25 protein-coding genes and 1 pseudogene are annotated in these 26,235 nt (G+C 70.4%); 8 read left to right on the plus strand and 18 right to left on the minus strand.

The window, feature by feature from the left end:
• Positions 1-45 precede the first annotated feature (45 nt).
• From JOM49_RS21405 to JOM49_RS21435, 6 genes are all read right to left on the minus strand, one after another.
• The gene (locus JOM49_RS21405) at positions 46-1,476 is read right to left on the minus strand and encodes an AfsR/SARP family transcriptional regulator (RefSeq protein WP_209666041.1); all 1,431 of its coding nucleotides are present in this window, start codon (positions 1,474-1,476) and stop codon (positions 46-48) included.
• A gap of 275 nt (positions 1,477-1,751) precedes the next feature.
• Positions 1,752-4,793, minus strand: a complete 3,042-nt coding sequence (locus JOM49_RS21410) for an AfsR/SARP family transcriptional regulator (protein WP_209666042.1) — start codon at positions 4,791-4,793, stop codon at positions 1,752-1,754.
• 465 nt (positions 4,794-5,258) lie between these two features.
• Entirely contained in the window at positions 5,259-5,450 is a 192-nt protein-coding gene (locus JOM49_RS43115) for a hypothetical protein (protein WP_308158820.1), read from the minus strand.
• A 105-nt stretch (positions 5,451-5,555) separates the two neighbouring features.
• On the minus strand, positions 5,556-6,245 hold the full coding sequence (locus tag JOM49_RS21420) for a GreA/GreB family elongation factor (protein ID WP_308158821.1): 690 nt from the start codon (positions 6,243-6,245) through the stop codon (positions 5,556-5,558).
• 16 nt (positions 6,246-6,261) lie between these two features.
• Positions 6,262-7,524, minus strand: coding sequence for an NAD(P)/FAD-dependent oxidoreductase (locus tag JOM49_RS21430; protein WP_209666043.1), 1,263 nt, complete (start codon positions 7,522-7,524; stop codon positions 6,262-6,264).
• 109 nt (positions 7,525-7,633) lie between these two features.
• The gene (locus JOM49_RS21435) at positions 7,634-9,172 is read right to left on the minus strand and encodes a PucR family transcriptional regulator (RefSeq protein ID WP_209666044.1); all 1,539 of its coding nucleotides are present in this window, start codon (positions 9,170-9,172) and stop codon (positions 7,634-7,636) included.
• 155 nt (positions 9,173-9,327) lie between these two features.
• On the opposite strand from JOM49_RS21435, the pseudogene JOM49_RS44365 reads away from it, so the two are divergent.
• The 3 genes and pseudogenes from JOM49_RS44365 to JOM49_RS21445 form a co-directional block, all read left to right on the plus strand.
• A pseudogene (locus tag JOM49_RS44365) lies at positions 9,328-9,432 on the plus strand (zinc-binding dehydrogenase); the annotation flags it as partial.
• A 247-nt stretch (positions 9,433-9,679) separates the two neighbouring features.
• The gene (locus JOM49_RS21440) at positions 9,680-9,895 is read left to right on the plus strand and encodes a hypothetical protein (protein WP_209666045.1); all 216 of its coding nucleotides are present in this window, start codon (positions 9,680-9,682) and stop codon (positions 9,893-9,895) included.
• A gap of 64 nt (positions 9,896-9,959) precedes the next feature.
• Positions 9,960-10,946: a hypothetical protein gene (locus JOM49_RS21445; RefSeq protein ID WP_209666046.1), complete on the plus strand. Its 987-nt coding sequence runs from the start codon at positions 9,960-9,962 to the stop codon at positions 10,944-10,946.
• A gap of 46 nt (positions 10,947-10,992) precedes the next feature.
• Here the strand turns inward: JOM49_RS21445 and JOM49_RS21450 are convergent, their stop codons facing one another.
• Positions 10,993-11,766, minus strand: coding sequence for a TetR/AcrR family transcriptional regulator (locus tag JOM49_RS21450; RefSeq protein ID WP_209666047.1), 774 nt, complete (start codon positions 11,764-11,766; stop codon positions 10,993-10,995).
• Positions 11,767-11,878: 112 nt separating this feature from the next.
• Between JOM49_RS21450 and JOM49_RS21455 the strand changes: the two genes are divergently transcribed.
• Positions 11,879-13,114 (plus strand): FAD-dependent oxidoreductase, encoded by a 1,236-nt coding sequence (locus tag JOM49_RS21455; protein ID WP_209666048.1) that lies wholly within the window; start codon positions 11,879-11,881, stop codon positions 13,112-13,114.
• A gap of 3 nt (positions 13,115-13,117) precedes the next feature.
• On the opposite strand, the gene JOM49_RS21460 is transcribed toward JOM49_RS21455, so the two are convergent.
• Complete coding sequence (locus tag JOM49_RS21460; protein WP_308158822.1) at positions 13,118-13,378, minus strand: hypothetical protein; 261 nt, start codon at positions 13,376-13,378, stop codon at positions 13,118-13,120.
• A gap of 192 nt (positions 13,379-13,570) precedes the next feature.
• Between JOM49_RS21460 and JOM49_RS43120 the strand changes: the two genes are divergently transcribed.
• Together JOM49_RS43120 and JOM49_RS21465 are read left to right on the plus strand one after the other, a co-directional pair.
• Complete coding sequence (locus tag JOM49_RS43120; protein ID WP_245370708.1) at positions 13,571-13,882, plus strand: aldo-keto reductase family protein; 312 nt, start codon at positions 13,571-13,573, stop codon at positions 13,880-13,882.
• On the plus strand, positions 13,798-14,265 hold the full coding sequence (locus JOM49_RS21465) for an aldo/keto reductase (protein ID WP_245370709.1): 468 nt from the start codon (positions 13,798-13,800) through the stop codon (positions 14,263-14,265). The genes JOM49_RS43120 and JOM49_RS21465 overlap by 85 nt, the downstream gene beginning before the upstream one ends.
• 97 nt (positions 14,266-14,362) lie before the next feature.
• Here JOM49_RS21465 and JOM49_RS21470 read toward each other — a convergent pair whose 3' ends face one another.
• The gene (locus tag JOM49_RS21470) at positions 14,363-14,947 is read right to left on the minus strand and encodes a dihydrofolate reductase family protein (RefSeq protein WP_209666049.1); all 585 of its coding nucleotides are present in this window, start codon (positions 14,945-14,947) and stop codon (positions 14,363-14,365) included.
• A gap of 130 nt (positions 14,948-15,077) precedes the next feature.
• Between JOM49_RS21470 and JOM49_RS21475 the strand changes: the two genes are divergently transcribed.
• Positions 15,078-16,238 carry a helix-turn-helix transcriptional regulator gene (locus JOM49_RS21475; protein WP_209666050.1) on the plus strand — a complete coding sequence of 387 codons (1,161 nt, stop codon included), beginning with the start codon at positions 15,078-15,080 and terminating at the stop codon, positions 16,236-16,238.
• A gap of 216 nt (positions 16,239-16,454) precedes the next feature.
• On the opposite strand, the gene JOM49_RS21480 is transcribed toward JOM49_RS21475, so the two are convergent.
• On the minus strand, positions 16,455-19,481 hold the full coding sequence (locus JOM49_RS21480) for a BTAD domain-containing putative transcriptional regulator (protein WP_209666051.1): 3,027 nt from the start codon (positions 19,479-19,481) through the stop codon (positions 16,455-16,457).
• Between the two features lie 210 nt (positions 19,482-19,691).
• Here JOM49_RS21480 and JOM49_RS21485 point away from each other — a divergent pair, with 210 nt between their 5' ends.
• Positions 19,692-20,681 carry an ArsR/SmtB family transcription factor gene (locus JOM49_RS21485; protein WP_209666052.1) on the plus strand — a complete coding sequence of 330 codons (990 nt, stop codon included), beginning with the start codon at positions 19,692-19,694 and terminating at the stop codon, positions 20,679-20,681.
• Between the two features lie 33 nt (positions 20,682-20,714).
• Here the strand turns inward: JOM49_RS21485 and JOM49_RS21490 are convergent, their stop codons facing one another.
• The 8 genes from JOM49_RS21490 to JOM49_RS21525 form a co-directional block, all read right to left on the minus strand.
• Positions 20,715-21,341 (minus strand): hypothetical protein, encoded by a 627-nt coding sequence (locus JOM49_RS21490; RefSeq protein WP_209666053.1) that lies wholly within the window; start codon positions 21,339-21,341, stop codon positions 20,715-20,717.
• Positions 21,342-21,454: 113 nt separating this feature from the next.
• The gene (locus JOM49_RS21495) at positions 21,455-21,940 is read right to left on the minus strand and encodes a S26 family signal peptidase (protein ID WP_209666054.1); all 486 of its coding nucleotides are present in this window, start codon (positions 21,938-21,940) and stop codon (positions 21,455-21,457) included.
• The gene (locus JOM49_RS21500) at positions 21,937-23,787 is read right to left on the minus strand and encodes an ABC transporter ATP-binding protein (RefSeq protein ID WP_308158823.1); all 1,851 of its coding nucleotides are present in this window, start codon (positions 23,785-23,787) and stop codon (positions 21,937-21,939) included. The genes JOM49_RS21495 and JOM49_RS21500 overlap by 4 nt, the downstream gene beginning before the upstream one ends.
• The gene (locus tag JOM49_RS21505) at positions 23,784-24,320 is read right to left on the minus strand and encodes a TlpA family protein disulfide reductase (protein WP_209666055.1); all 537 of its coding nucleotides are present in this window, start codon (positions 24,318-24,320) and stop codon (positions 23,784-23,786) included. Before JOM49_RS21505 ends, JOM49_RS21500 begins: the two co-directional genes overlap by 4 nt.
• 9 nt (positions 24,321-24,329) lie before the next feature.
• Positions 24,330-24,890: a MauE/DoxX family redox-associated membrane protein gene (locus tag JOM49_RS21510; protein ID WP_209666056.1), complete on the minus strand. Its 561-nt coding sequence runs from the start codon at positions 24,888-24,890 to the stop codon at positions 24,330-24,332.
• 21 nt (positions 24,891-24,911) lie between these two features.
• Positions 24,912-25,115 (minus strand): hypothetical protein, encoded by a 204-nt coding sequence (locus JOM49_RS21515; protein ID WP_209666057.1) that lies wholly within the window; start codon positions 25,113-25,115, stop codon positions 24,912-24,914.
• Positions 25,087-25,593, minus strand: a complete 507-nt coding sequence (locus JOM49_RS21520; protein WP_308158824.1) for a nucleoside 2-deoxyribosyltransferase domain-containing protein — start codon at positions 25,591-25,593, stop codon at positions 25,087-25,089. Before JOM49_RS21520 ends, JOM49_RS21515 begins: the two co-directional genes overlap by 29 nt.
• A gap of 47 nt (positions 25,594-25,640) precedes the next feature.
• Entirely contained in the window at positions 25,641-25,982 is a 342-nt protein-coding gene (locus JOM49_RS21525) for an HIT family protein (protein ID WP_308158825.1), read from the minus strand.
• Positions 25,983-26,235: the final 253 nt, after the last annotated feature.

Genomic DNA, 26,235 nt, shown 5'->3' on the forward strand with positions numbered 1-26,235 from the left:
TGCCACCTCGACGTGGCAGTCGCGTTGCACCGCGGTGGCACCGGATCAGCCTGATCGCAGCACCGCCGCGCAATCCGCCAGTGAAAGTCGCGGGTTCCTGTTCGCGTGTTCGGCGGCGACTCGTAAGGTCAGCGGCAGTCCCGAACACACTTCGACGAGTTCGATGAGGCCCTTCGGCTCGACGGCGCAGCGGCGCGGACCGAGCAGTTCCCGGAGCAGGGTCGATGCCTCGTTTTCGCTGAGCGGCGCGAGTTCGAGTCGCTCGGCACCAGTGGAGGCGGCCGGTCCCGGCAAGGCGTCGACGCTGGTGATGAGCACCACGGGCGCGCCGCCGGGCAGCAGTGGCCGCACCTGTTCGGCGCTGAGCGCGTTGTCCAGCACCAGCAGCATTCTCCGGCCTCTCACCAGGCTTCGGAAGAGGCCGCTCCTGGCGCTCACGTCGGGCGGAAGGCGATCAGGACCGCCGGCACCGGCCAGCAGGATTTGCAGCGCTTCCAGTGTGCTGAGACCGGTGAGATCCACGTACAGCTCCCCGTCGGGGAAACGGTCTTGATGTCTTCGTCCCCAGCGCGCCGCGAGCGCGGTCTTGCCGACCCCGGGAGGGCCGCTGATGACCATCGGTGCGGAACGAATCCCGTCCAGTAGAAGAAGTTCCTGCTCGCGCCCGACGAAGCGGGGCACCTCAGGCGGTAGTTGGTGCGGCTTCGCGACCGGGACGGCCGATCCCGGTCCATCGGCGAGGATGCTCCGGTGCAGTTCGCGCAGCCGGGCGCCTGGGTCGGCTCCCAGGTTTTCGGCGAGCACGACGCGACATCGCTCGTAGGCGGCGAGCGCTTCGGCCGGGCGGCCCGCGTCGTGGAGTGCACGCATGAGTTGAGCCCAGAAGCCTTCCTGCAGCGGGTTTTCGCCTACCAGGTAGCGGAGTTCCGCGATGACGCCGGTCGGCGCGCCGGCGGCGAGGTCGCATTCGATGCGGCGCTGGACGGCTTCGTAGTACTGCTCGAGCAACGCCGGTACCACTTCGCGGTGCAAGGATTCACTGGAGACGTCGCAGAAGGCCGGTCCACGCCACAGCGCGAGTGCCTCGCGGAGCAGCGGGGATTCGTCATCGGTGCCGGTGGCCGCCGCGGCGCGGACCAGCAGGGCGCGGAAGCGGTGGAGGTCGATGCGATCCGGCTCCATTTCCAGGCGGTAGCCGTGCTGACCGGAGGAGATGACCGAAGGCTCCGCCGGGACATCGAGCAAGCGGCGGAGGCGTTTGATGTAACCGCGGATGGTGGTGCGGGCGCCGGGTGGCGGTTCGCCGTCCCACAGGCGATCCGCGATTTCGGTCATCGAGACCGGTCTGCCCGGCCGGAGCGCCAGCGCGGAGAACAGCGCGCGGAGCCTGCCCGCCGGCACGGCGATGAGCTTGTCGGATTGGTCTGTCCGCTCGACCTCGAAAGTGCCGAGCAGGCGCACACGGAACAGAAGCACAGAATCCCCCAGATTCTCTTGATCGTCTTCCGTCGCAACGAGCGATGCGGTTTCGGTTGGCGACCGTGCTGGAGGTTAACCACGGCGGGCACACGCCTGGTATATGAGCAGAATACGGGTCAGCGGCCGGAAGAAGATGGTTCCATCCCCGCCGCGCGCTGCGGAAAATAGTTCGTCGACGACGCGGCTTCGCCGCAAGGATTTCCGCTCCAGCAAGGGTTCCGCGCCCAAGAAACGAACGGGAGATGGGCTGACGGCCCGTCAGCGCGCGCCCCTCAATCGAGCCGGGCGTTCAGGGTGCTCATGCCGTTCTCGTTCGAGATGCCGCGGAACAGTTCGCGGGCCTCTTCCCAGACGGCCCTGGCCGTGCGGTGGTCGCCAGCGGCGCTGTGGGCGTCGCCGAGGGCGCGCAGCGTCCGCGCCAGGTAGGGGATCGAGCCGCGGGTTCGCCACACCCGGACCGAGCGTTCGAGGGTGGCGATGGCGGCGGGCAGGTCTCCTTCGGCCAGGTCCAGTTGCCCGAGCACACTGAGCGCGTCGGCGAGGTAGTGGCCGAAGTTCCCGTCCTCGCTGTAGGCCAGCGTGAGTTCGGCGGTCGCCCTGGCCCGCTCGTCCCCGATCACGGCGAACAGCTTCGAGAGGTAGAGCAGCGAAAACGTCTCCAGGTAGCGGTAGTTCAACCGCCGTGCCATTTCGAGGGAGCTCTCCAGCAGTTCCTGGCCGCCCGCGGTGTCACCGCAGAACGATTTCGCCGCGCCGAGGAACTGGGTGATCGTCGTGGTGTAGTGGGCGTTCCCGAGCGCCCCGGCGATCTTCATGCCCTGCAGCAGAACTTCGTGCGCCCCTTCGGGGTTGTCCTCGCCGTGGATGATCGCCATCACGTGGTAGGCCCGTGCCTGGCCGCCGAGGTAGTCCGCGCCGGCGGCCGTCCGCAGAGCGCGTTCCGCCAGTGCGAGTGCTTGCGCACGGTTCCCGCCGGCGGTCATGCTCCAGGCCAGTGTCGCCAAGGCGTCGGACGTTCCGGCTGGATCGTCCAGCGTGGTGAACAGGTCGAGGAGTTGCGAGGCGTCGGCCCGCATCCGTGTCATCGCCGGTCCGGCGCCCGCGGGTGAACTCCAGGTGGTGACCTCCAGGAGGCCGCGCGTCAGCACGGCCTCGCCGCGCTTGTCGCCGGTCTCCCGGCAGAGCGCGAGCGCCTGTTCGTGCATGCGCTGCCAGCCGTCGTACACGCCGCGCACGTTGAGGTAGGTCTCGGTGGACCCCGCGAGGTCCCAGGCGAGCTGGGTCAGCCGCGCTTCGCACGCTTGGGCCACCCCCGTCATCAGGGCGGCGTGTTCCGCACCGAACCAGGCCATCGGGTCGGCCAGCAACGGGCCGGAGACCGCCGCGGGCAGCCGCCAGCGTGGTGCTTCGCTGTGCATGAGCGCGTAGCAAGGGCCGGGGACGTGCTCCGCTGCGGCTTCCGCCAGCGCCAGCCACGCGCCCAGTGCCCGCGCGAGTGCGGCCCGGCGCTCGGTCTCGGTGTCCTCGCGCCGCGCCTGCTCGCGCGCGTACAACCGGATCAGGTCGTGGAACCGGTACCTGAGCCTGCCTGTTTCGTCGGCCCCGGTCAGGTTCAGCAGATGAGCGTCAACCAGGGCTTCGATCTCGCGCTCCGCCTGCCGCACCGGAACGTCGAGGAGAGCCGCCACCGCCCAGGAGGCGAAGTCGGGTGCGTCGAGCAGCCCGGCCAGCCGGAACGCCCGCTGCGCGCCCACGGGCAGCATCCGGTAGCTCATCTCGAATCCCGCGCGGACGTCGAGATCGCCCGCGACGAGCTCGTCCAGCCGGTGCCGTTCCTCACCGAGAACGCCGGCGAGGTGGGCCAGCGTCCACTGCCGCCTGCTGAGGAGCCTGGCCGCCGAGATGCGCACCGCCAGCGGGACGCGACCGCACAGCCGGATGATTTCGCGGGCCGCGTCCGGGTCGTCCTGGACGCGTTCGTCACCGACGATGGTGCTCAGGAGGTCCATGGCCTGGGCCGAGGGCAGGACGTCGAGTTCCAGCAGGCTGGCGCCCTCGAGACCGACCAGCCGCACCCGTCCGGTGAGCAGCACGGCCGTGCCGGGGCTCCCGGGCAGGAGCGGCCGCACCTGTTCCTCACCGGCCACGTTGTCGAGCAGGACGAGGACTCTGCGACCGGCCAGGCAGCTCCGGAACAACGCCACGCGTTCGTCCAGGGAATCGGGTATGCCGGTACCGCTGATGCCCAGTGCGAACAGGAACCGGCTGAGCACGTCCTCCGGGCGGACGGGGTCGGCGGAGGCGCCACGCAGGTCCGCGTGGAGCTGGCCGTCGGGGAAACGACCGGCGATCCGGTGCGCGACGTGCACCGCGAGCGTGGTCTTGCCCAAGCCTCCGAGGCCCGCGATGCCGGCCATGGCGACGGTGCCCGGCCGTGGGCCGGTGAGGACCTCGATGAGCTCGGCCACCTCGTCGTCCCTGCCCGTGAAGTCCGCGATGTCCGGCGGCAACTCGGCGGGAGTGGGCGTGGCGGGTGCGCCCGCGAGCCTGACCGCGACGCGGGGAGCGAGGTCGAGGGAAGGGTCCTGGGCAAGGATTCGCTCCTGCAGGTCATGCAGTTCGTCGGCCGGGTCCAGGCCGGTTTCCTCGATCAGGGTGGTGCGGGCACGGGTGTACTCGGCGAGCGCGTCCGCCCGTCGCCCGCAGCGGTACAACGCCAGCATCAGCTGTGCGCGGAGGCGCTCTCGCAGCGGGTGCTCGCGGGTGAGCGCGGTCAGCTCTCCCAGCAACTCGGCGTGGCGTCCCAGTGCCAGGTCCACGGCGATCCGCGACTGCAGCGCCGACAGGCGGACCTCGTCCAGCCGTGCGGCCTCCGCGGCCAGCATCGGGACGTCGGTCATACCGGTGAACGCGGGCCCGCGCCAGAGTCGCAGCGCCTCGTGCAGGCGGCGGGACGCCTCGTCCGGCGCGCCGGCGGCCTCCGCCGCCCGCCCCGCGTCGGCCAGGTGTTCGAACGTCGCCGCGTCGAGCTCGTCCCGGTCCACCGGCACCAGGTAGCCGGCGCCTTGCCGCAGGACGCGAGCCGGGTCGCCCAGCTGCCGCCGGAGCCGGTGGACGTAGGTCTGCACGTTCTTGGTGGCGCTCTTGGGCGGGGTGTCCCCCCACAGCGCGACGGCCAGCTGATCCTCCGAAACGGGGTGACCCGCCCGGCTCAGCAGCACCGCCACCAGCACTCGCGCCTTGGGCGTGCCGAGGTCGAGCTGCTGCTCGTCCTCTCGCCACACCGCCAGCGGCCCCAGTATCCCAAACCTCATCGCGCTCCCTCGGCTGGGCTGGACGTACTGTACGTCGACAGCGAAGGCGCGATGCACCAATTGTCGGATTTCCTGCCCTCGCCGTCGTGCCGGTCGGGGACGGCGAAGCACACGCGAACGAATCCCGGCCCGCGTTCACCGACTCGATGGCGTCGACCTGCTTGACCGCCGCCGCAGTGTCCACATGCGACAGAAGACCTCCGGCTGTGGCGGGATCATGGCAGCCGAGGGTGCTGAAGTCGCGGTTCTCGTCGGTGGTGATGGGCTACCGCCGGCTGGCCGGCGCCGTGTAGCCCGGGCCACCGCTGTCGCCCGGGGCGATGATCGCTCGTGGGCTCATAGCCTCGTCGAGGTAGCAGGTTTCCGTCGTTCACGCAGAGGAGACCGCCGATCGGAAAATGCCGGGCTGCTGCTCGAATGCTCCAGTCAGGGATTGTTCGCGGGTGTTGATCAGGCCGAGGTGGCCTACGACGTGACCACGACACCGCCGATGCCGTTGCGACCGGCGGGTGAACCCACCAGTTCGACACTCACACCGGACCGGACGGGTTCGCCGAATACGGCAACGATCGCGTCGGTCACCCCCGACACCAGCCGAGCGACGATCTCCTCCGCGTCCGGCCGGCTGAACGCGGCCTCCTTGATGCCGAACAGCACGCTCGGCGAAGGCGCCTGCGCCGGCTTGCCGCCAATGCCCCACCGCCGCGATCAACTCGGTCTCGCGCCCGGCGAGGTCGTCCTCCAGGACGTGCTCCGTGGCCCTCAACATTCGGCCCCGCCGACGAGCCGCCGGAAGCGTCCGTAGGGCTCCGCGTCGATCAAGGTGACGTGGACGGTGGCGCCGTTGGGCACCTGGTAGGTCCGGTGTTCGCCCGGTTTGGCACCGGCCAGTGCACGCCCGAGCGGCGAGTCCGGGGAGTAGACCTCGAGATCGTCCTGTCGCGTCTCGTCGCGTGAGCCGAGCAGGAAGGTCTCGGCGGTGCTGGTGTCGTCGTACCGGACGGTGAGCACCATGCCCGGTTCGGCGATCCCGTCGTCGGGTGGGTCTTCGCCGACGACGGCTTCGCGCAGGATGTCGTCGATCTGGCGGATCCGGGCCTGGCGGTGGCGTTTCTGCACGAGGCTGTCGGGATCGTCACTGCCACAAGCGTTCTCCGCACCGACCAGGCCGGCGCGCTCCTGGACCAGGCTGCGGTGGGCGTGGGGTGTCAGCCACGGACGGACTGAGGTGGTCATGGTGATCTCCTTCGGAGGGCGTTCGGGTTCGCGGGTCTCCGGTCGGCCGGTGCGCGGCGGGAGAAGGGCGCCCGCGTCGGTGGCGAACCAGGTGGCCGCCTTGAGCAGGATGTCCTTCTCGGTGCGCAGCAAGGCGTTTTCGGCGCGGAGCCGGATCAGTTCGGCCTGCTCGTCACGGGTCACTGCTTCGGATGCGGTTTCGGTGTCCGGGTTCATGTGCGGTCGTGGTGGTTCAGCGGAGCGGGTCGAACGGGCGCAGGGCTTGGGGCTGTTTGCCGGTGGTGATGTGCTCGGCGAGCAGGCGTCCGGTGACCGGGCCGTGGGTCAAGCCCCACATGCCGTGCCCGCCCGCGACGAACAAGCCCGGTGCGCCTGCTGCTCCGATCACCGGTCGTCCGTCCGGGGTGACGGGACGGGAGCCGACCCAGACGTCGGTGCGCTCCTCCCACCGGATCCCGGTGAGCAACGGGCGCGCCGACGCGATGATCGCTTCGACCCGAGCCTGGTCGAGCGGTGCGTCCGGTTCGCGGAACTCCATGGTCCCGGCCACGCGGAGGCCGCCGCGGTAGGGCGTGCAGGCGACGCGGATGTCCGGCAGGTAGATCGGGCCCGGCACGGGATCCTCGGTCGGCACGGTGAAGGAGTAGCCGCGCCCGGCCCGCACCGGGACGGTGACGCCCCATTGCCTGCCGAGTTCGCCCAGCCACGCCCCGGTCGCCAGGATGACGGCGTCGGCGGACAGGGTCTGCCCGGTGGCCGACCGCACGACGAGCGCATCGGCGTGCTGACGCACCGAGGCGACCGCGAAGCGGTGGCGGATGGTCCCGCCACGGCTGACGACCGACCGCGCCAGCGACTCGGCGAAGCGACCCGGGTCCACGTACCGCTGGCCGTCGAGCCGGACCCCGGCGCCGTTGCGGGCGGTCACCTGCGGGAACTGCTCCGCGAGGTCGGCGGCGGTGAGCCCGGTGCAGGAGATCTCCTGCCCGGCTTCGCGCAGGCGCCGCAGTTCCGCGAGCAGCCCGGCCGCGCTCCGGGTGTTCTCGAACACCGCCGTGATGGGTGCGTCGATCGTCGGCGCGTCGACCCCGTTAGCGGTGAGCACGTCGAACGCTTCGAGGCACTCGTCGTTCAGGGGCAGGTTGGCCCGCGCCGCGCGGGTCCAGGACTTGCCGGTGCAGTTCGCGGCGAACCGGGCCAGGAACGCCCACAGCCGGGGATCCGGCGTCGCGGGGACGTGCAGCGGCGCCTGCCGGTCGAGCAGCGTCCGCAGTCCGTAGCGCAGCACACCCGGCTCGTTGAGCGGGATGGCGAGCCCGGGGGAGAGCCAGCCGGCGTTGCCCCAGGACGCGCCCGCGGCGATGCCGGTGCGATCGACCACGGTCACCGGCACGCCGCGTTCCTGCAGGAACCACGCGGTCGACAGGCCGACCACGCCGGCGCCGATCACGATCGCCGAGCGCGGGCCGCCGTCGATCCGGTCGAGTTCGGGCATGAGGTCCTCCGTGGCGCGAGTGGTGCTTGTGCTGCCAGGGTGACCCGGATCGGGGCGCCGGTGCTTGTCCGGAACCGACAACCGGGCGCGGCCCGCTTGTCGGTTCCGGTCAATCGGGCGGGTCGGAGACGGCGAGTTCGATGATCATCGCGAGCCGCTTCGCGGGTACGTCGAGCTGCAGGGTGGTGACCTCGTCCATCTTCCGCAGGCGGTAGCGGATCGTGTTGGGGTGCACGCCGAGGCGCTCGGCGGCCTGCGCGAGGTCGCCCTGGGTCTCCAGCCACGCGCGCAGGGTCGGCAGGTAGCTCGTGCCGTGCGCCGCGTCGTGGCGGGCCAGGTCGGAGATCGGCCCGCGGGCCGGGGCCCGGCCGGCCGCCGCGGCCGCCCGCAATCGCAGTACGAGGATGTCGTCCCAGGACTCGTCGTAGGCGATCGCCGCGCCGGTGCCCGGCCGCACGTCGTGGAGCGCGACGCATTCGTCGGCTTCCTGCCGCCCGGCCGGCAGTTCGGCGACGGCCGCCGCGGCGCTGATCCCGGCGACGACCGTCACCTGGGCGGGCAGGGCGGCACCGATGGCGCCGACCCATTTCCGGGCCGCGGTGACGTCTTCGCCGGGCAGGACGGTGTAGACGGTGTTGCTGAACAGCGTGCTGCGCCCCGGGCGCGACCAGCCGAACCCCGTGGTGGCGCGCTCGAACGCCAGCAGGAGTGCCGCGTGGCGCTCCTCGGCGATGTGGGCCTGCAAGGCGATGACGCGGAACCGGCCGGGCGGCAACCCCAGCCTGCTGAGCACCGAAGCCGCGTCCGGGGTGCCCTCCAGCAGCCGGATCACCAGGTCGGACTCGACCTGCCGTTCGAGGTCCGCGCTCGCTCGCGAGCGCAGCAGGTGCAACCCGACCGTGCGGGAACTGTCCCGCAACACGGCTCGCCGGGCATCGTCCAGTGGATGCTCGCACTCGACCCAGATCGAGCCCAGCGACTCCCGGCCGGCGCGGACCGCGACCACCATGCGCCCGGTCAGTCCGTGCTCCGGCGCCGCCTTGACGAACAACGGCTCGTCGGACTCGGCGAGGTGGGCGAACACACCCCGCCGTTCGAACAGCCCGCGTGCCCGCTCCGGCACCCGCCGGCCCAGGATCGTCTCGAGCCGGACCTGGTCGGCTCCGTGCTGCAGGCTGGAATAGGCCAGGACGCGGGAAAGCTGGTCCTCGATGGTCACCGTGCTGCCCAGCGCGTCCGCCAGGCTGTCGGCCAGGGCGAACAGATCGGTCGGCCCGCGTCCCGACTCGGTCTCGCGACCTTCGAGGACCAGCCCGTAGACGACCCCGGCGATCGCGCCCCACGACACCTCCGGCTCGACGGCGAGCACCGCGACCCCGCCGGCCTCCGCCGCCGCGATCGCCTCCGGTTCCAGCGGCGCGGCTCCCCGCACCAGCACGACCGACGCCCGGGCGGCGGCCGCCAGCCCCACGGCCGCGCGGGCCGAGTCCGCTCCGACCGCGAGGAACACATCCCCGCGCAGCTCGCGGGACTCAGCCGGGTCATGCACCACCACATCGCGCAACGAGACCTCCCGCGAGACCGGGCAACAGCACAGCCGTACTCCGTAACCCCCGAGGACATTCACCAGCCGGTCCAGCGTCACCATGACCCGTTCCTACCCCACGTGGACGGCGGAGAACTCGCCTGCCCGGTCACGGCCGGACGTGGTCGCGATCAGTCCCGGGTCAGGTGGGCTGACACCTGCCAGAGGCGCTGCGCGGTGGCCGGGTCGAGGGCAACGAGGACGCCGCGACCCCTGAGGTGCTGGAGGAACTGGCGAACCTGATCGAGCGGGGCGAGCTGCGTATCCCGATCGCCGGGACGTACCCGCTGGCCGAGGTGGGCTTGGCCTTCGCCGAGCTGGAGAACGCGCCACACGCACGGCAAAATCGTGCTGACCCCGCCGTGAAACGAGCGGCCTCGTCGCACCGACCACGCGGATCCCGCGGCCAATCTGAGCGTGGGGACACGCCGTGCAGGGCGGTAAGCAACTCTCCTCACCGGCGGCCGAGGAGGGGCCTCGGCCGAAAGTACGACCCCGGCCGCTTTCGCGCTGCGGTGCTGCCCGCGGCGGTCCTAGCCTCTGGCCATGCCGACCCAAGGAGAAGATCGCATGACCGACGGCCGCAGTTCGCGCATGATTCCGAGGACCAGGGGCGCCTGTGCGCTGTACCTCCTGGTCGGTGTCCTGGTCACCGCCGGGCCGATCTGGCGGATGGTCGAGGTGGGGGAGGCCGCCGTGCTCCCGGTGGTGGCCGCGGTGGCCGGCGCACTGGTGATCGTGACCGCCGTCATCGGTCTCGTCTGGCCCGGGTCGCGAGGCCGGTAGCAACGCGCTGGGGCGTGCGCGGAAAACGGCGTTGCCTGGCGGGGGAGGCGGTTAGGCTGCTGAGGTGAACCGATCTCGGCGGGCGGTCGACCTCGCGGCGAGTGCCCCCGGGCTGATCATCGGTGCGCTGGGCGCCGGGTTGTCCGCGACCGCCACCCGCAAGCACCGCAGGCAGGCCGAGCGGGCTGCCGAGGCGGAGTTCCCCGGGCAGTTGCGGGTGCTCGGTTCGCGCACGCTCTTCCCGCAGAACACCGGATCGGAGATCACCTTCGCGCTCGCCGGTGACCCGGAGGCGGTCGTGCGCCTGCGCGTGGGAACCCGTGACGGGACCGGGCTCGCGGAAGCGGTCGCGGCGGCCAGGGCGCGGGCAGATGACTTGCGCCGCCTGCTGGCCGTGTTCACCGGGCAGGGCTGTCCCGTCGTGGCCTACCAGAGCGCGCACCGGCGGCCCTGGGTGGCGACGGGCCTGACGAACGAGAACTCCGCCGAACGGCTGCGTGAGATCGGCGAGTGCGTGCGCGCCTGGACGGCCGGTGCGCCGACGACCACGCAGGTGGCCATCGTCCGCCCGGAGCTGGCGCGGCGGGTGCCCGACGAGGCGGACCTGCCGGTGCCGTTGCGGTTGGACAGCCGGCGCCGCTGGGCGGTGCTGCTCGCCGAACCGGCGCACGTGGCGAGCTACCCACCTGGCGTGGCGGAGCCGTCGGTGGTCTACCTGACCCGTTCGTTCCAGCAGCGCCACGCCTTCGAGGCACGCGTCAGCGAGCAGGCGGCACGCTGGCTGCGCCAGCGGTACCCGGAAGCCGTGGTGCTGCACAGCCATGGGCTCTGGTCCCTGGTGCCCGGCCGGGTCGACCGCAGCGCCGGGCGCCTCCTGTTCGCCGAACGGCAGGCACCGCGCGGCACCGCCACCCGGCCCGAGCACGCCCTCACGGTGACGGTGGACAACAACGGAACGTTCACCGGAACACCGGTGGTGCACCGCGACGTGCGGGACGAGCGCGGCTCGATCACCCTGCCCACCGACCCCCAGGGCCGGTCCCCGAAGTAGGCGACACAACCAGACCGACGCCGACGGCGTGCGCCCGAGGGAACGCTCACTGAGCGGTGGCGCGGATGAACGCGTCCGCGAATGTCCGCGCCACCTCGTCGACCGGAGGGAGCGCGTTGCCCAACGCGTCCTGAAGTACGGGGCGCAGCAGCATGTGTCCGGCCATCGGGCCGAACATCAGCTGGATGAGCAGTGGCAGCGGGAGTGGCCGTAACCGGCCGGCTTGGACGTGGGTGGTCAGCAGGGCGCCGAGGCTGGCGAACATCCTGGGGAGGTTGGCTTTCAGCATCCGGGCGGCCGTGCCGTCGGGGCGGGTGAACAGGTCGCCGAAGATGGCCGGGAGCACTCGTGGCTCCCGGGCGATCGCCTCGGCCAGTGCGGCGTAGACGGCGTGGACGGTCTCCTCGAGCCGTTCGGGGGGATCGGCGGCCAGTGCCTCCAGGTCGGGGATGGGCACGTAGCGGTCGAACATGGTGGCGAGCAGCCCGTCGCGGTTGCCGAAGACGGCGTGCAGGCTGGTCGGTGAGCAGTCCGCGGCCGCGGCGACGGCTTCGAGGGTGACCGCGCCGAGTCCGTCGCGGGCGATCAGTGTGGCCGCGGCCTCGATGGCCCGGTCCCGGACCGGCGGGCGGCCCCCGGGGTCGATCCCGGCCTGCCGGACCGCTTCGTCCAGCCGCGCCCGTGACCCGCCGAGCCTCCTGATCAGGGTGCTGCGCGAGATGCCCGCCGCGGCCGCGATCGCGCTCAACGGCACGTCGGCCACGTCTTTGCCGTGCTGTTCGGCGGCGGTCAGCGCGGCACTCACCAGATCCTCGTCCACGGCATTGCATAGTACTGCTTCTTAGATGAACCTCACCTGTGTATCGTCTCAACCACTGACTCATCGATTGATGAATTAGTCCAGAGGATGGCTCGCACCAGAAGGGATTGTCATGACTGAAAAAACCGGGGTACTGGTCTGCGGCGGCGGCCCCGCCGGCATGATGCTGGGCCTGCTGCTGGCCAGGGCCGGCATCGAGGTCACCGTGCTGGAGAAGCACGGTGACTTCCTGCGCGACTTCCGCGGCGACACCGTGCATCCCGCCACCGTCCGGCTCATGGACGAGCTCGGTCTCGGCGACGAGTTCCGCGCTCTGCCGCAAAGCCGCCTCGGCAACCTGGCCCTGCCCGCCCCCGACGGCAGCCTGGTGACCTTGGGCGACTTCGAGGCGTTGCCCGCGCCCTACAACTACATCGCGATGGTGCCCCAGTGGGACCTGCTCTCACTGCTGGCCACGGCGGCCGGCAAGGAGCCCGGGTTCTCCCTCCGGATGAACACGGCGGCGACCGAGTTGGTCAGAGACGGCGAGAAGGTCGTCGGTGTCCGGTACCGCACGGCGGACGGCCGCGCGGGGGAGATCCGTGCCGAGCTGACAATCGGGTGCGACGGCAGGCATTCCACGTTGCGTCGGGAAGCCGGGTTGGTCCCCAAGGAGTTCCGGGTGCCCTTCGACGTCTGGTGGTTCCGCCTGCCCAGGCCGCCCGAGGAGAGCGCCGCGCCCGCCAGCGTGACGCCGGTGGCGAAGGGTGCCGAGGCACTGATCTCCTTGGCCCGCGACGACTACTACCAGGTGGCGTACTTCACCGCCAAGGGCTCCGACGCCCGGCTGCGGGCCGAGGGGATCGAGCGGTTCCGGGAGCGCATCGCCGGCCTGCGCCCGGAGTTCGCCGACCGGGTGGCGGGGTTGGCGAGCATGGACGAGGTGTTCGTGCTGGACGTGAAACTCAACCGGGTCAAGCGCTGGTACCTCGACGGGCTGCTGCTCATCGGCGACGCCGCCCACGCCATGTCCCCCGCCGGCGGGGTGGGCATCAACCTCGCCATCCAGGACGCCGTGGCCGCCGCCACCATCCTGGCCGACCCTCTGCGGCGGCACGCCGTGACCGTCGCCGACCTGGCGGACGTGCAACGGCGCAGGCAGCGCCCCACCGTCGTCGTCCAGACCGGTCAGCGCGTGCTGCAACGCGTCATGTTCGAGAAGCAGTTCGCGGGCAAGCGATCCGGGCCACCCAAGGCCGTGCTCTTCCTCGGCCGCGTGTTCCCCCGGCTGCGGAAGTTGCCCGCCCGGTTCGTGGGTTTCGGTCCCCGGCCGGAACACGCCCCCGACTTCGCCCGCAAGGACTCGTAGTACTCACATCCAGCAAACGCGTAAGGCGTAGGCGGCGAGGACGCTCGCCGGCGGCGGGACGTACGTTGACAGAGCGCCCGCGAAGACCAGGCTCGTCAAGCAGAACATCTCCGCGTCGTCGCCGGCCTCCGGCAGGTGACGGCGCACGAGGTCGGCCATCGTGGACAGTTCTGCGAGGACGGAACGCTTGTGGCGCTTGATGACCTCGGCTGAGACGTTGCGCTCCAGGACGCCGCCCTGTGCGCCGAAGAGGTCGCAGAGCACCCAGGAAAACGTCCACCAGTTCGAGGAGTACCGCTTCGCGCGACTCGAAATACCGCAGGACGTTCGACTTGGCGAAGCCGACGCGCCCGCTGAAACGTCATGTCACGTTGACCGGGAGAGAGGACACGACCCGTGGAGTACTCGACACTGGGCCGAACTGGCCTGAGGGTAAGCGAATTGGCGCTGGGCACGATGACCTTCGGCGAGGAGTGGGGATGGGGTGCTCCGGAGGACGAGTCCAAGGCGATCCTGCACGAGTACCTCAGCCAGGGCGGCAACTTCATCGACACGGTGAATGGATACACGCGGGGTCACTCGGAGAAGAAGTTCTTCCAAGGGATGTTCCGCGGTGACCCCAACGGGGGCGGTACCGGACGAAAGGCGATCCTGCGGCAACTCCACGAATCCCTGCGGAGGAACTGGGCCTCGGGGTTGTTCCGTGGGGACCGCTCAGCGATGGGGTCCCCACCGGCAAGTTCACGCGAGCCAATGGCGCCTCGGTGACATCCGACCGTGGGCCCCACGTGACCGCGGGCATCACGGAACGCGATTTCACGATCATCGATGCGCTCGTCGAGATCGCCGCCGAGACCGGCTCCGAGCCGGCCGCCGTCGCGTTGGCGTGGTTGCGACAGCGCGAGGGCGTCACCTCGCCGATCGTCGGAGTGCGCCGACGGGACCAACTCGCGGCGAATCTCGCCTCGCTGGCGCTCCACCTCAGCCCGGAACACGTCGCGACCCTCGACGAAGTGTCCGCGCCGACCCTGCCGTTCCCCATCGGATTCCTCGCCAGCGGACGGGATCTGGCGTACGCAGGGGCAACCATCAACAAGCGGCCGAGCGTTGCCCACGACCAGTTCCTGGTCGACAGCGGCGTACGGTACTGAGGCTGCGCAACAGCCGGTGTCGCGCGTCGTCGACTGGTCCGCCGTCCAGCGGGTGGCGTGGGCTGTTCTGGCATTTCGAATCTCTCACCGGCGAACTTCAGTGTTCCCGTGAATGGATCACGCGGTAACGCAGATGAGTGGCGCCGCGGCCTTCGAGCCGGCGGACGGGTTCCAGTTCGATGGGGCCGTGTTCGGCCGGCTCGAACAGCCGCCGTCCGCCACCCAGCAGCACGGGTACGAGGTGCAGTTCGAGTTCGTCGAGCTGGCCGGCTGCCAGCAACGCCTGCGCCGTACCCGCGCCGTGGACCAGCACGGCTCGGTCTCCCGCTGCTTGCCGGGCTTCGGTGGCACACGCATCGACGTCGGTGTAGTACTTCGCGCTGCCTGGTGGCACGTCGGCCGGGTCGATGGTGTGGGTGAGCACGTGGATCGGCACTCCGTCGTGGTGATCGCCCTGCCACCGACCGGCCAGCTCGAACGTGCGGCGCCCGGATATCACGGCGCCGGTCGACGAGGCCTCGGCGTACACCTGCGCGTTGATCCCGTCGGACAGCCGATCGTCGAGCCAGTTGAACAACCGCCCCCCGTTGCGGCCGAGTTCCTGGCCCGTCCGGTCGTCCGGCCCGGCGATGTACCCGTCGAGCGACACGGACATGTACAGCCGCAGTGGCGTCCTGCTCATCTTCGATTCCCTTTCCCTGGCCGATCGGCGATGGTCCTCACCCCAGTACCTCCATCGCGTGGACGATCATGCTGCGCCCCGGGTTCTCGCGGCTATCCCCACATTTGTGGGGGTTGGGCTAGGTTGAGGCATGGCCACCGCCCAGCCAGTGCGTGAACAGCTCCACGACACCATCTCGCGGCTGGTGCACCGCGGGCTCGGGGTGGAGGACTACTGGCGCGCGGTGAGCGACGCGCTGGAGGGCGTGGTGCCGTCGCAGGGCACCTGCCTGATGACGATGGACCCGGCCACCATGTTGCCGACCGCGGAATTCGTCGAGAACGGCATGCCCGCGGACGCGATCAGCCGACTCGTCGAAATCGAGTTGCGCGAGCCCGATTACACGAAGTGGGTCGACCTGGCGCGCACAGGTAGAACTGTGGCGAGCCTCAGTGACGTCACGGCGGGCGAACTCGACCTCAGCCGGCGTCACCGAGAAGTCCGGCGCCCCGGCGGTTACTCCGACGAACTCCGAGTCATCCTGTCCAGCAGCACCGGCACCTGGGGTGCGCTCACCGTGTTCCGCGAGAAGGGCCGCCCGTACTTCTCGTCCGCCGAGGTACGGCTCGTCACCTCCCTGACCGGATTGATCTCGGACGGGCTGCGCCGGGCGCTGCTACTGGACGACGCGTGCGCCGGCCGCCACGACACCGGAATGCTCGTCCTGGCTCCCGATGATGGCGTCGACCTCGCCAATCAGGTGGCCGAAGAGTGGATCGACGAACTCGGCACCAGCACCAGAGCGGGCACCACGCTCCCACTGGTGATCCGTGCGGTCGCCAGGCAGGCGCGTGCCATCGGCGCCCGGAAGGAGGGGCAGGTGGGCGGAGCGAGCGCCAGGCCGGCCAGCGCGCGCGTCCGCACCACCGCAGGGCGTTGGGTGATGGTCCGGGCCTCGCTACTGGGCGAGGGCGCGACAGCACCGGTCGCGGTCCTGCTCGAAGCCGTTCGCCCGGCGGAGATGGCCCCGCTGCTGGCCGACGTGTACGGCCTCACACCCCAGGAGCGACGGGTCACCGAAGGTGTCGCACAGGGCCTGCCGACCAGGCAGATCGCCAACCAGCTCCGGATGTCGGCCTACACCGTCCAGGACCACCTGAAGTCGATCTTCGCCAAGACCGGCACCGGTTCCCGCGGCGACCTCGTCGCCCGCCTGTTCTTCGATCAGCGCGCCATGCGACTGACAGCTCCGCCGACGGTTCCGGACGAGTCCCGGTGTCCACTTGATACACATCCTCAGCGAGGGTGCTGACCTCCAGCACACCTGGATGACGTACGTGCCCCAGCCGAGGGGCGGCTGGGCCCGCGGTTCCGGGGCCGGGCTGTTCGCCCTGCTGCGTGAGTCCGGTCGAATCGTGCAGTGCTCAGCCTGCGGCACACCGGTGCCGTGGACGGCCGGGTGCGCAAGCAGTCCGACGATATTCGAATTCCTGCAGCGGTGGTTACCGGCGTCGAGAACGAGCCGGTGTCAGGGAGCTGGTGTGGAGTCGAGCAGTTTCCGGTGGATCTCCCTGGCTTTCGGGTGGCCGATCTTTTCCAGTGTGGTCGCGGCCTGGTGCCAGTAGTGGCGACCGGCGGTGGGGTCGCCGATGTGGTGCAGCAGGGTGCCGAGGTGTTCGAGGGTCTGGCCCTCGCCTTCGATGTCGTTGATGTCGCGGCGGATGGCGAGTGCGCGCTCGTATTTGCCCAGTGCGTCGTCCGCCTGGCCGGCTTGTGCACTGGTCTGGCCGAGGTTGTGCAGGGCTGTCGCTTCGATGTGGGGGTCGCCCAGTTGACGCGCCATTGACAACGCCTCGATCAGGTGTGCCGTCGATTCTTCCAGGCGTCCGACCTTCATCGTCAGGAATCCCAGGTTGCAGAGCGCCTTGGCGAGGCCGAAACACAGTTGTTCACGGCGGCACAGGACGATCGATTCCTCGATGGCGGTGAGGGCGCGTGTGGTCTGCCCGGTTTCCTCGTGCACCATGCCGAGGCAGTCCAGCGCCGCCGCGCTGCCCGGTGCCGAGCCGAGGCGCTGGAACATCCGCTGCGCCATGGTGAGGTGCAGCCTCGCCACGGCCATGTTCTTGCCGCGGGAACGGTGCGCGCAGCCCAGGCTGTAGTGCATCGCGGCCACTGCCAGCCGGTCGCCTTCCTGGCGTGCGGCACGCAGTCCGGCCCGTGCCATCGACAACCAGGTCGGGACGTCGTAGCTGCGCCAGAGGTAGCCACGCAGGACGTCGGTGAGTTGCCACGCGATGGCCTTCGGCCCGTGTTCGGCGGCGTGCAGGACCATTGCCGCCAGGTTGTCGCGCTCATCCTCCAGCCAGTCGATGCCACCTGCCTCGACCTTCGTCACGGCGTCGGGCAACGCGCACAGTCGGAGCATGCCGGGATACGCCCGCGTCACGGCGTGGTGAGCGGTGCGCAACTGGTGTTCGAACAGCCTCCGCCGAGCTTCGTCGCGCTCGCTCGGTTCATCCTCTTCCAGGCAGCGTTGAACCGCGAAAAGGCGGAGCAGGTCGTGGAATTCGTACCGGTCGCGGGAGCGCTGTTCGACCATGTGGGCGGCCGTGAGGCAATTCAGGATCCGTGCCGCTCCGGCGGTGTCGCTGCCGATCAGCGCCGCCGCGGCCGGTGGTGTGCAGTCCACCCCGGGAACCAGGCCGAGCAGCCGGAACAGGCGGCTCGCCTGGGGCGCCAAAGCGTTGTAGGACAGGTCGAACGCCGCTTGTACCGCGGTCCGGCCGTCGCCGCCGACGGTGAGCTGGGCGAGTCGGTTGCCTTCGCGGAGCGAAGTCGTGTACTCCTCGACCGTGCGATGCGTGCCCCGGCTGATGTTGGCCGCCGCGATCCGCATGGCGAGCGGCAGGTGCGCGCACAGGCGGGCCAGCTCGTCCACGGTCTCCCTGGACACACCGCCCACTGGATCGCGGATCAGCGTGGTGAGCATCGCCACGGACTCCTCGTGACTGAGTTCGGGCAGCCGGATCACGAGCGCGTCGGTGCGGACCTTCAGCCCGGACAGGTCGTTCCGGCTGGTGACGACCACGGCGCAGTGGCAGTTCGCCGGTATCAGCGGTGTGACCTGGTCCGAGCCGACCACGTTGTCCAGCAGCAGGAGGACTCGGCGTTCGGCCAGCAGGGACCGGAACATCGCGATCCGCGCGTCGAGATCGAACGGGACCACCCGCGGCGAGACCCCCAGCGCCTGCAGGAAGCTGGTCAGCGCGTCGCCCACCGTCCTCGGCGCGCTGTCCCCGTACCCGTGCATGTTGAAGTACAGCTGCCCGTGCGGATAACGGTTCCGGACCTGGTGCGCCCACCGCACGGCGAGGGTCGACTTGCCGACCCCGGCCGTACCGCTGATCACGGAGATCGTGGCGGCCGCCTTGCGGTCGAGGGTGGCTTCCAGGTGTGCGTTCAGTTCACCGATCTGCCGCTCACGACCGGTGAACGTCGAGATGTCCGGCGGCAGTTGCGCCGGGGTGACCACGAGACGGGCGTCGGAGGCCCGCACCGGGACCGCGACCGCCTCGTGCCGCAGGATCCGCAGGTAGGCGTCCTGGAGTTCCGAGCCCGGTTCGATGCCCAGCGCCTCGACCAGATGGGCACGGAACTCCCGGAACAGGCGCAACGCCGCCACCCGCTGTCCGGAGCCCGCCAGAGCGAGCATCGTCCGCGCACCGATGCCCTCGTGCATCGGGTCGGCGTGCGCCGCGTCGCGCAGCCGGTCGAGCGCCGCCTGGTGCTGCCGGAGTTCGATGGCCAGGTCGGCGTAGTGCAGCACAGCAGCCAGGCGTTGCCGGGACGCGGCGACGGCGACGGGGTGCAGTTGGACGCGAGGCCCCAGATCGGCCAGGACATCACCACGCCACATCGACAGCGCCTCGGCGTAGGTATCCGCCGCCTGGGCGGTCAGGCCGGCCGCACGGTGAGCCGTGGCGGCCTGGACCCGCTCGGTGAACTCCGCCATGTCGCTCTGACCGGGAGCGAGGACGAGGCGGTACCCCGAACCCACGCGATCCAGGACAGCGCCCTGGTGTCCGCCGAGGAGTTTGCGCAGGCGCGAGACGTAGGTGTGCACGAGGTTCGAGTACGTGGCCGGGACGTTCTCGCCCCAGAGGAAGTCGATGATCTCCGCTTGGGGCACGACCTGGTTTTCACGCAGGGCGAGCAACCCCAGCAGCCGGCGGAGCATGGCGGAGCCCACGTCGACCGTCGTGGCGTGCCGGTGGACGGTGAGCGAGCCGAGCACCTCGATCCGAAGTGGACTGTCCGCGCCGTGGGTGTGCCGGACCGGTCCGCTTTCCAGCGCCGCCACGCACTCGGCGAAGTCCAGTCCCACCGCGGAGGCGAGCCGGCGGACGGTCCGCGCGTGCGGACGCCGCACGCCGCCTCTCTCGATGTCGCGGACCGTGCGGACGCTCACCCCGGCGCGCGTCGCCAGGTCCTGCTGTGTGAGCCCGGCTTGTGCGCGCCGCGCAGCCAGCAAGTTACCCAGTGACTCAGTCACTGCCGCCCCCTTGAAGCCCGCATCCGGCTACTGCGCGACAAACTACCCCCTTGGTCCGCACAACTGCTCCGATTCCTGCCGGTTCGCCGGCTTTTCTCTTCCCGTCGCAGGTCACCGCACCGGATCGCCCGCCCCTCGCGTCCAGTTTTCCGCCAGCCTCCGGGCATCCGCGCTGGTTAGGTTTGCCGTAGCGATGGACAGGAAGGCACGATGCTGCGTATTCACTTCTCGGTGGAAGACCTGGTGCGGATCCGCATCCTGGACCAGCCGCAGTCGATGTGGGAGTTGCTGCTGAGCCTGCACCTGGTCCAGACCACCCAGGGAGACCCGGTTTTCGGTCGGTGGCGGCGGGACCTGCGAAGACGGCTGACCCCCACGACCCGGATGCTGACCACCCTCGCCCGGCCGAAGGGGTACTCCCCGGACTTCCTGACCCCCGCGACCGACGCGCCGGGCCTGGAAGCCGGGCTGGAGTCGCTGCTGAGCACGTCACGGGAACAGTTGCGCACGGACATGAGCAAGCTGGCCGCCCAGGTCGACCTGCCGCCGTGGGCCTCGAGCGTGGCGGACGGCGGGCGGCACACCATGCGGCACCTGGCCGTCGCGTTGCGCGAGTACCACACCGCGGCGGTCGAACCGTACTGGCGGAGCATCTCCTGTCACGTGCGGGCCGACCGCGACCGGCGGATCGAGACAGCCGCGACCGGCGGGATGGAGTCGGTGCTCGAAAGCCTGCACCCGGCTGTCCGGTGGAAGTCACCGGTGCTCGAAGTCGCCTACCCGGTCGAGCAGGACCTCCACCTCGAAGGGCGGGGGCTGGTTCTCGTTCCCTCGTTCTTCTGCTGGCGCCTTCCGATCAGCCTGGCCGACCAGTCCCGTCGTCCGATGCTGGTCTACCCCGTGCAGCGGGACACGGACTGGGCCATCGGCGACGAACAGCGTTCGGGAACGTCCGCGCGCACCCGGTCGCTGACCGTCCTGATGGGACCGACCAGAGCCACGGTGTTGCAGACGATCGGGCGAACGCCACGCATCACGACCACGGAACTGGCTCGTGCCGTCGGCATTTCACTGGCGGGCGCGAGCCAGCACGCGACCGTGCTGCGCAACGCCGGTCTGGTCAGGACCGACCGTGGCTACCGCTCGGCCGTCCACCAGGTTTCGCGCCTCGGCGCCGATTTGCTCTGGCAGGCCGACTGACTTCGTGGACCGTTCGCCCACTTGTCTTTCGGGTCAGCAGGCGGCGAGTTCGCCCTGGAGCAGGGGCGAGTCGCCGGGCTGGGCGGTGATCGGGACGACCTGGCCCTGGGTGGCGACCCCGTCGGCGACCCGGTACGACGTGCGCGTGCCGTTATAGACGATCGGGTCGGTGTTCCAGTCCGCCTCGGCGGAGACCACGACGAGTTCACGGAAGCCCTGGTCGTCGGTGCAGGTCAACCGGTTGCGCGCCGCCAGGCCGCCGCCGTCGTAGAGCCGCATCGGCTGGGAGTCCGGGGTGGTCAGCTGCCGCAGCCCGGCCGGGCCGAGGTCCCACGCGCTGAACGTGGTGGTGTTGGCCCCTTCCACCTCGCTGACCACGATGTCCTGCGTGCCGTCGCCGCTGAGGTCGACGATTTTCGGTGCCACCACGCCGATGTGCGAGTCCAGTGGCAGCAGCACCCCGAGCGTGGTGCCGCCGACCTCGGTGTTGAGCACCTGCCGCTGGCTGTCGTACACCCGGACGCTGACCTTGTCGGCCACCCCGTCCCCGTTGAGGTCGGCCGACACGGTCACCGAATCCGCGGCGGACGCGGGAAGCGCCACCGCCATGCCGATGACGGCCGTACCCAGCACAATTCCGGCGCGCGAAACAAAGCTCATGATTTTCCCCTGATTCCCCAGATGTGAAGTGAAGTCCGCATTTGTTCGACTTCTGCCAGAGAGACGCCCTTTCGGGTATCGGCGTTGCCTGGTGTGAACTGGAACACGGTCGATTAACCGGAGGCAACCGCCTTGGTCGACCGGCGTCCGATGTGGACCGCCTTGCCGAGCACCCGTTCCACGGGTACACAACCGATCCGGCGGGAATCGACGCTCACTTCCCGGTTGTCACCCAGCACGAACAGGTGCCCCGGTGGCACGACTTCTCCGGCCGGTGCGGCTCCGGCGAAGTGCGTGGGCACCGGGTCCCCGCCAACCGCGACGACCCGTTTGACGAGCCATCCGCGGGCGGTGTCACCGGCCTGTGCGACAGGCAGTTCCCAGCCACCGTCGCGCACCGGCCCTTCGAACACCACCACGTCCCCGGCACGGAGCGTGCCCGGCCGGCGCCGGGCGAGGAGCCGGTCGCCGTGCCGGTACGCGGGCTCCATGCTGGGGCCGCGCACGGTGACGCTGACCCACTGGCGCGCCAGTGCCCGGACGCCGAACCCGGCCAGTGCGCTCACGACCAGCGCGGCAGCGACCCGCCCGGTTCTCATGCCGGTTCCCCCGCAGGGGCGTAGCCGCTCGCCTGCAACCGGAACAACCGGGCGTACACGCCGTCGGCGGCCAGGAGTTCGTCGTGGCTGCCCACTTCCGCGACGCGGCCGCCGGCCAGTACGGCGATCTTCCCGGCGTCCCGCACCGCCCCGAGGCGGTGGGAGATGAGCACGCTCGTCCGCCCGGCCCGGTGCTCGGCCAGTCCTGTGTGGATCTCGTGCTCGGCTTCGGCGTCGAGCCCCGAGGTCGGCTCGTCGAGGATGAGCAGGTCGCGCCGGTCACGCAGGAAACAGCGGGCGAGCGCCAGTCGCTGCCACTGTCCACCGGAGAGCAGGACCCCCGTGTCCGGACTCGCCTTGTCCTTCTCGTCGACGAACATCCTGGACAGCATCGTGTCGTAGCCCCGGGGGAGGCCCGCCAGCGTGTCGTGGATCCCGGCTCGCCGGGCCGCCTCCCGGGTCCGCGGCGCGACTTCCGGGGCCAGTTCCCGTGCGCCGTCCACGTCACCGAGGGCGATGTTCTCCGAGGCGGTCAGCTCGTACCGCATGAAGTCCTGGAAGACCGCGCCCAGGTGACGCCGGAATTCCGCCACGGGCAGGTCACGGAGGTCGATGCCATCCCACAACACCGCGCCACGGGTGGGGTCGTAGAAGCGGCACAGCAGTTTCACCAGCGTGCTCTTCCCGGCTCCGTTGTGTCCCACCAGTGCCAGCGAACCGCCGAACGGGATGTGCAGGTCGACTCCTCGCAGCACCCACGGCTGGTCCTCGCCGTAACGGAACCACACGTCCCGGAACTCGATCCCGGACCGCAGCGTCGGCACCGGTCGCGGGCAGGCGGGCTCGGGCAGGTCCGGCTCGGCGCCGGTCACCTCGCGGTAGTGCTCGAACAACAGGAGCGCACCGTGCGCGGTGCCGACCCGGCCGACCAGCGCGGCCAGCGCGGTCTGCACGCCGGCGACCGCGGCGGCGAACACGGCGATGTCCCCGACCGTCAGCTCGCCCCGGCCCGCGGCGGCCACCGCCCAGATCAGCCCGCCGCCGGTGACCACCGCGGCCAGCAGGCCCAAGAGTGCCTGCGTCCCGAACTCACGGCGGTCGACGCCGCGTCGCCGCGAGTTGGCTTTCGACAGTTCGGTGAGCATCCGCGCGCGGAAGAGCGGGCCGAGGCCCAGCAGTCGCGTCTCCTTGGCGGCGTCGAGGCTGGTCATCAAGTCCGTGTAGAAGAAGTCCCTGCGCTCGGTCGGGCTGATACCACTGAGCATGGCCGCCCGCCGCCGGGAAAGCTGCACCTCGGCCAGCAGTGCGGGGATCGCCGCCACCATCGCCACGGCGGTCACCATCGGGCTCAACGTGGCGAGCGAACCCAGGAAACCGGCCAGGGTCAGCGCCGACTGAGCCCCGCCCACGGCGGCATCGACGATCAGGGTGGGGCCGGTCTGGCTGTGCTGCTGGGCCAGCCGCAGGCGGTCGCGGAAGGACGGTCGCTCGAGCTGGGTCAGGCCTCGCATCCGTTCCGTGGCGGTGTACAGGCGGTCCCTGGCCAGCAGGTTCACCCGGCGCCCCAGTTCCCCGGCGAGGTAGCGCACCGCTCCGGAAGTCAGCACGGCCACCACCCCGGCGGCGGCGAGCGCGCACGCCAGTGCGATCAGCTCACCGGACCGCGTGCCCGCTCCGGACACGCGATCCAGCACCAGCTTGGTCAGCCAGGCCGCCACCACCGGGACGGCGCCGGCGAGCACGCTCGAAAGCACGTGCCCGGTCAGGACCCACGGCGCGGCCCGCCCGGCGATGCCCACTGCCGTGAGCACCCCGCTGATCGATCGCCGCAGTTCACCGCCGCTCACGTGGCGACCGAATCCGGCAACGCGCCGGTGTCGAACCCGGACGCCAGCACTCGGCCCTCCGCGTCGAGCAGGCACATCGCGGGCACCGCCTGCACGTCGAAAGCCCGCCCCAGCGGCCCGTCTTCCGGCTCCACCACCACCAGGGCGGCATCGGAGAGTTCGGCGACCAGGTCGGCGGTCGGCTCCTTCTCGCCGTGCTGCACGACGGCGAGGGTCCGCGCCCGGCCGAGCGTCGCGGCACGCGCCAGGAAGGCCGGGAGCTTTTCGGCGCAGGTGCCGCAGTGCGCGGAGAAGAACCCGACCAGGGTGAGCCCGGCGAGTGACACCTGCTCGTCCGCGGTGGTCCGCGCGCTGAACTCGCCGACCTTCTGCCCGGCTTCCAGCATCACCCGGGCCGGAGCCCGAGTGGACCCGAGCGCTTCGCCGATCAGGTCGGCGTGGGTGCGGAGACGCCGGATCACGGCGAAGGTTAGCAGCAGGTCGAGCAATACCAGTACACCGAGCAGCGCCACCGCGGCGACGAGCAGTGACATCGAATCTCCTCAACGGACACGACGGGCAGGCTGGAAGAGGTCGAGCAGGTCGTCGAAAGCGAGGACCAGGAGGGCGAAGACGAGTCCGGCGACGGCGGCGAGCACCGACCCGCCGATGTCCGGGCGACCGCCTGCGCTCCACGAGGTCACCAGACCGGTCGTGGCGGTGAGCAGCAACACCAGGTTGCGGCCGAGGTGGGCAGGTCCGGCGGGCGCCGTGCTCGCCCCGAAGCACCGGCACGGCGTCCGGTCGCCCCGGTGCAGCGACCAGCTCAGCGCGACGGTGAACGCCGTCAGCAGCCCGATCGCCGCGCCGAAGGCGACCGGCCCGGCGGGGCCCGGCGCACCGGTGAGCGTCCCACCCACCGCCAGGCCGAGCGTGGTGGTGATCGCGAACTCCGCTCCCACCACCGCGCCGGCGACCCGGGAGCGCCAGGACCGTGGAACCAACCGGAGCGGACCCGCCGAAACCGCGAATTCACGCAACCGCGTGCGCCCGAGCTTCCCGGCCGCGGAGACCAGGAAGACGACGCAGAGGCCGGTGGCACAGCCCAAGGCCAGGTAGGTCATCGGTGCAGTGCGAAGCCGGGTTCAGCACCCCTTTTTCCGGTAGCAGTCACCACAGCCGGCCCCGGCCACGCAGCTGCGCCAGAATTCGATGGCCCGTCCGGCCTCCTCGTCGTACTTGCACCAGCAGCGCTCTTCGTAGTCCAGCAGGGACTCGGCCCTGGCATCGATCCGCGGAACCAGGCGTTCCAGCAGGAGGTCACCGATTCGCTCGGCCAATTTCAGCATGATCTTCTCCTTGTTGTCGGTCCGATGAAAACCAGGGCTCTCGCCGGCGGGAGTTTCGCAGGAGCTGGACCACGACCTCGGCGGCTTCCGGGAGAGTGGTCGCCACCGGGACGCCGTGTTTGCCGGCCAGCGCCACGAGGTACCTGTTGCGCTCCGGGTTCGGGCAGTCAGGTGGGGCACCGAGCACCACGCACCGGCCCGCCGCGACGTCGAACCCGAACTCGACGTTCGTGGTGAAGCCCGGCAGTGCGGTCACGTCACGGGGGATCCAGAACAGCACCGCCGACGCAGAGGCCCGTGCGCTGTTCTCCCAGGCGAATTGGTCGGCGTACCGGTCGGCCCGTTCACCGCGGGACTCCGGTGTGAGCACTGTCAACGGGTTCTCGCCACTCCACGCCGCCTCCAGCGCTTCGACGGCATCGGGGCGCCAAGGCCGCACCTCCGACTCCGCCGCCGGAGTCGGCCCGGCGAGGAACACGCTCGGACCCTCGGGGATCGGCTCGCGTGCCCACACCAGCCGCATGCTCACCGCGCCTCCGTCCACGGCAGGCGCAGTCCGTCGCCGGCCGCTCGCGGAACCACGTGCAGGTGGAGGTGCGGGACGGTTTGCGTGGCTTCGGGCCCCTGGTTCGCGATCACGTTGCAGTTCGGCAACTCGGCGGCCAGTTCCGCTGCTGCGGCCGCGGTCACCGCGGTCACCGCCGGATCGGCTCCGAAGTCCCGCACGTGCTCGTGCGGGATGACCAGCACGTGCCCCGCGACCACGCCTCCGCCGCGTGGCCGGATGGCGAGCACGTCGTGCCAACGCCGGACCACGCTGGCGGGGGCGTTCCCCGCCACTATTTCGCAGAACGCGCAAGGTGCCACGGAGGGCCTCCCATCGCTGGTCGGTATTCCCGGAATTCGGCTCAATCCAGCGGGACCACAGTTTTCCGAAGTGCCATCCGTTCGACAATCTGTTTCAGGGTGGACTGAATTTCGGGAGGGAATCGCAGGTCAGGCCGTACGGTGATAGTGCGATACGCTCGAGGGCGACCTGTCACACATTTCTGTCATGGGAATTTTCGTGACGAATAGGGCGGGAGCATGGACGCCACCCCGAAGTGAGCAGCCCCGCCAC

Source organism: Amycolatopsis magusensis (assembly GCF_017875555.1).
Taxonomy (GTDB): Bacteria; Actinomycetota; Actinomycetes; order Mycobacteriales; family Pseudonocardiaceae; genus Amycolatopsis; species Amycolatopsis magusensis.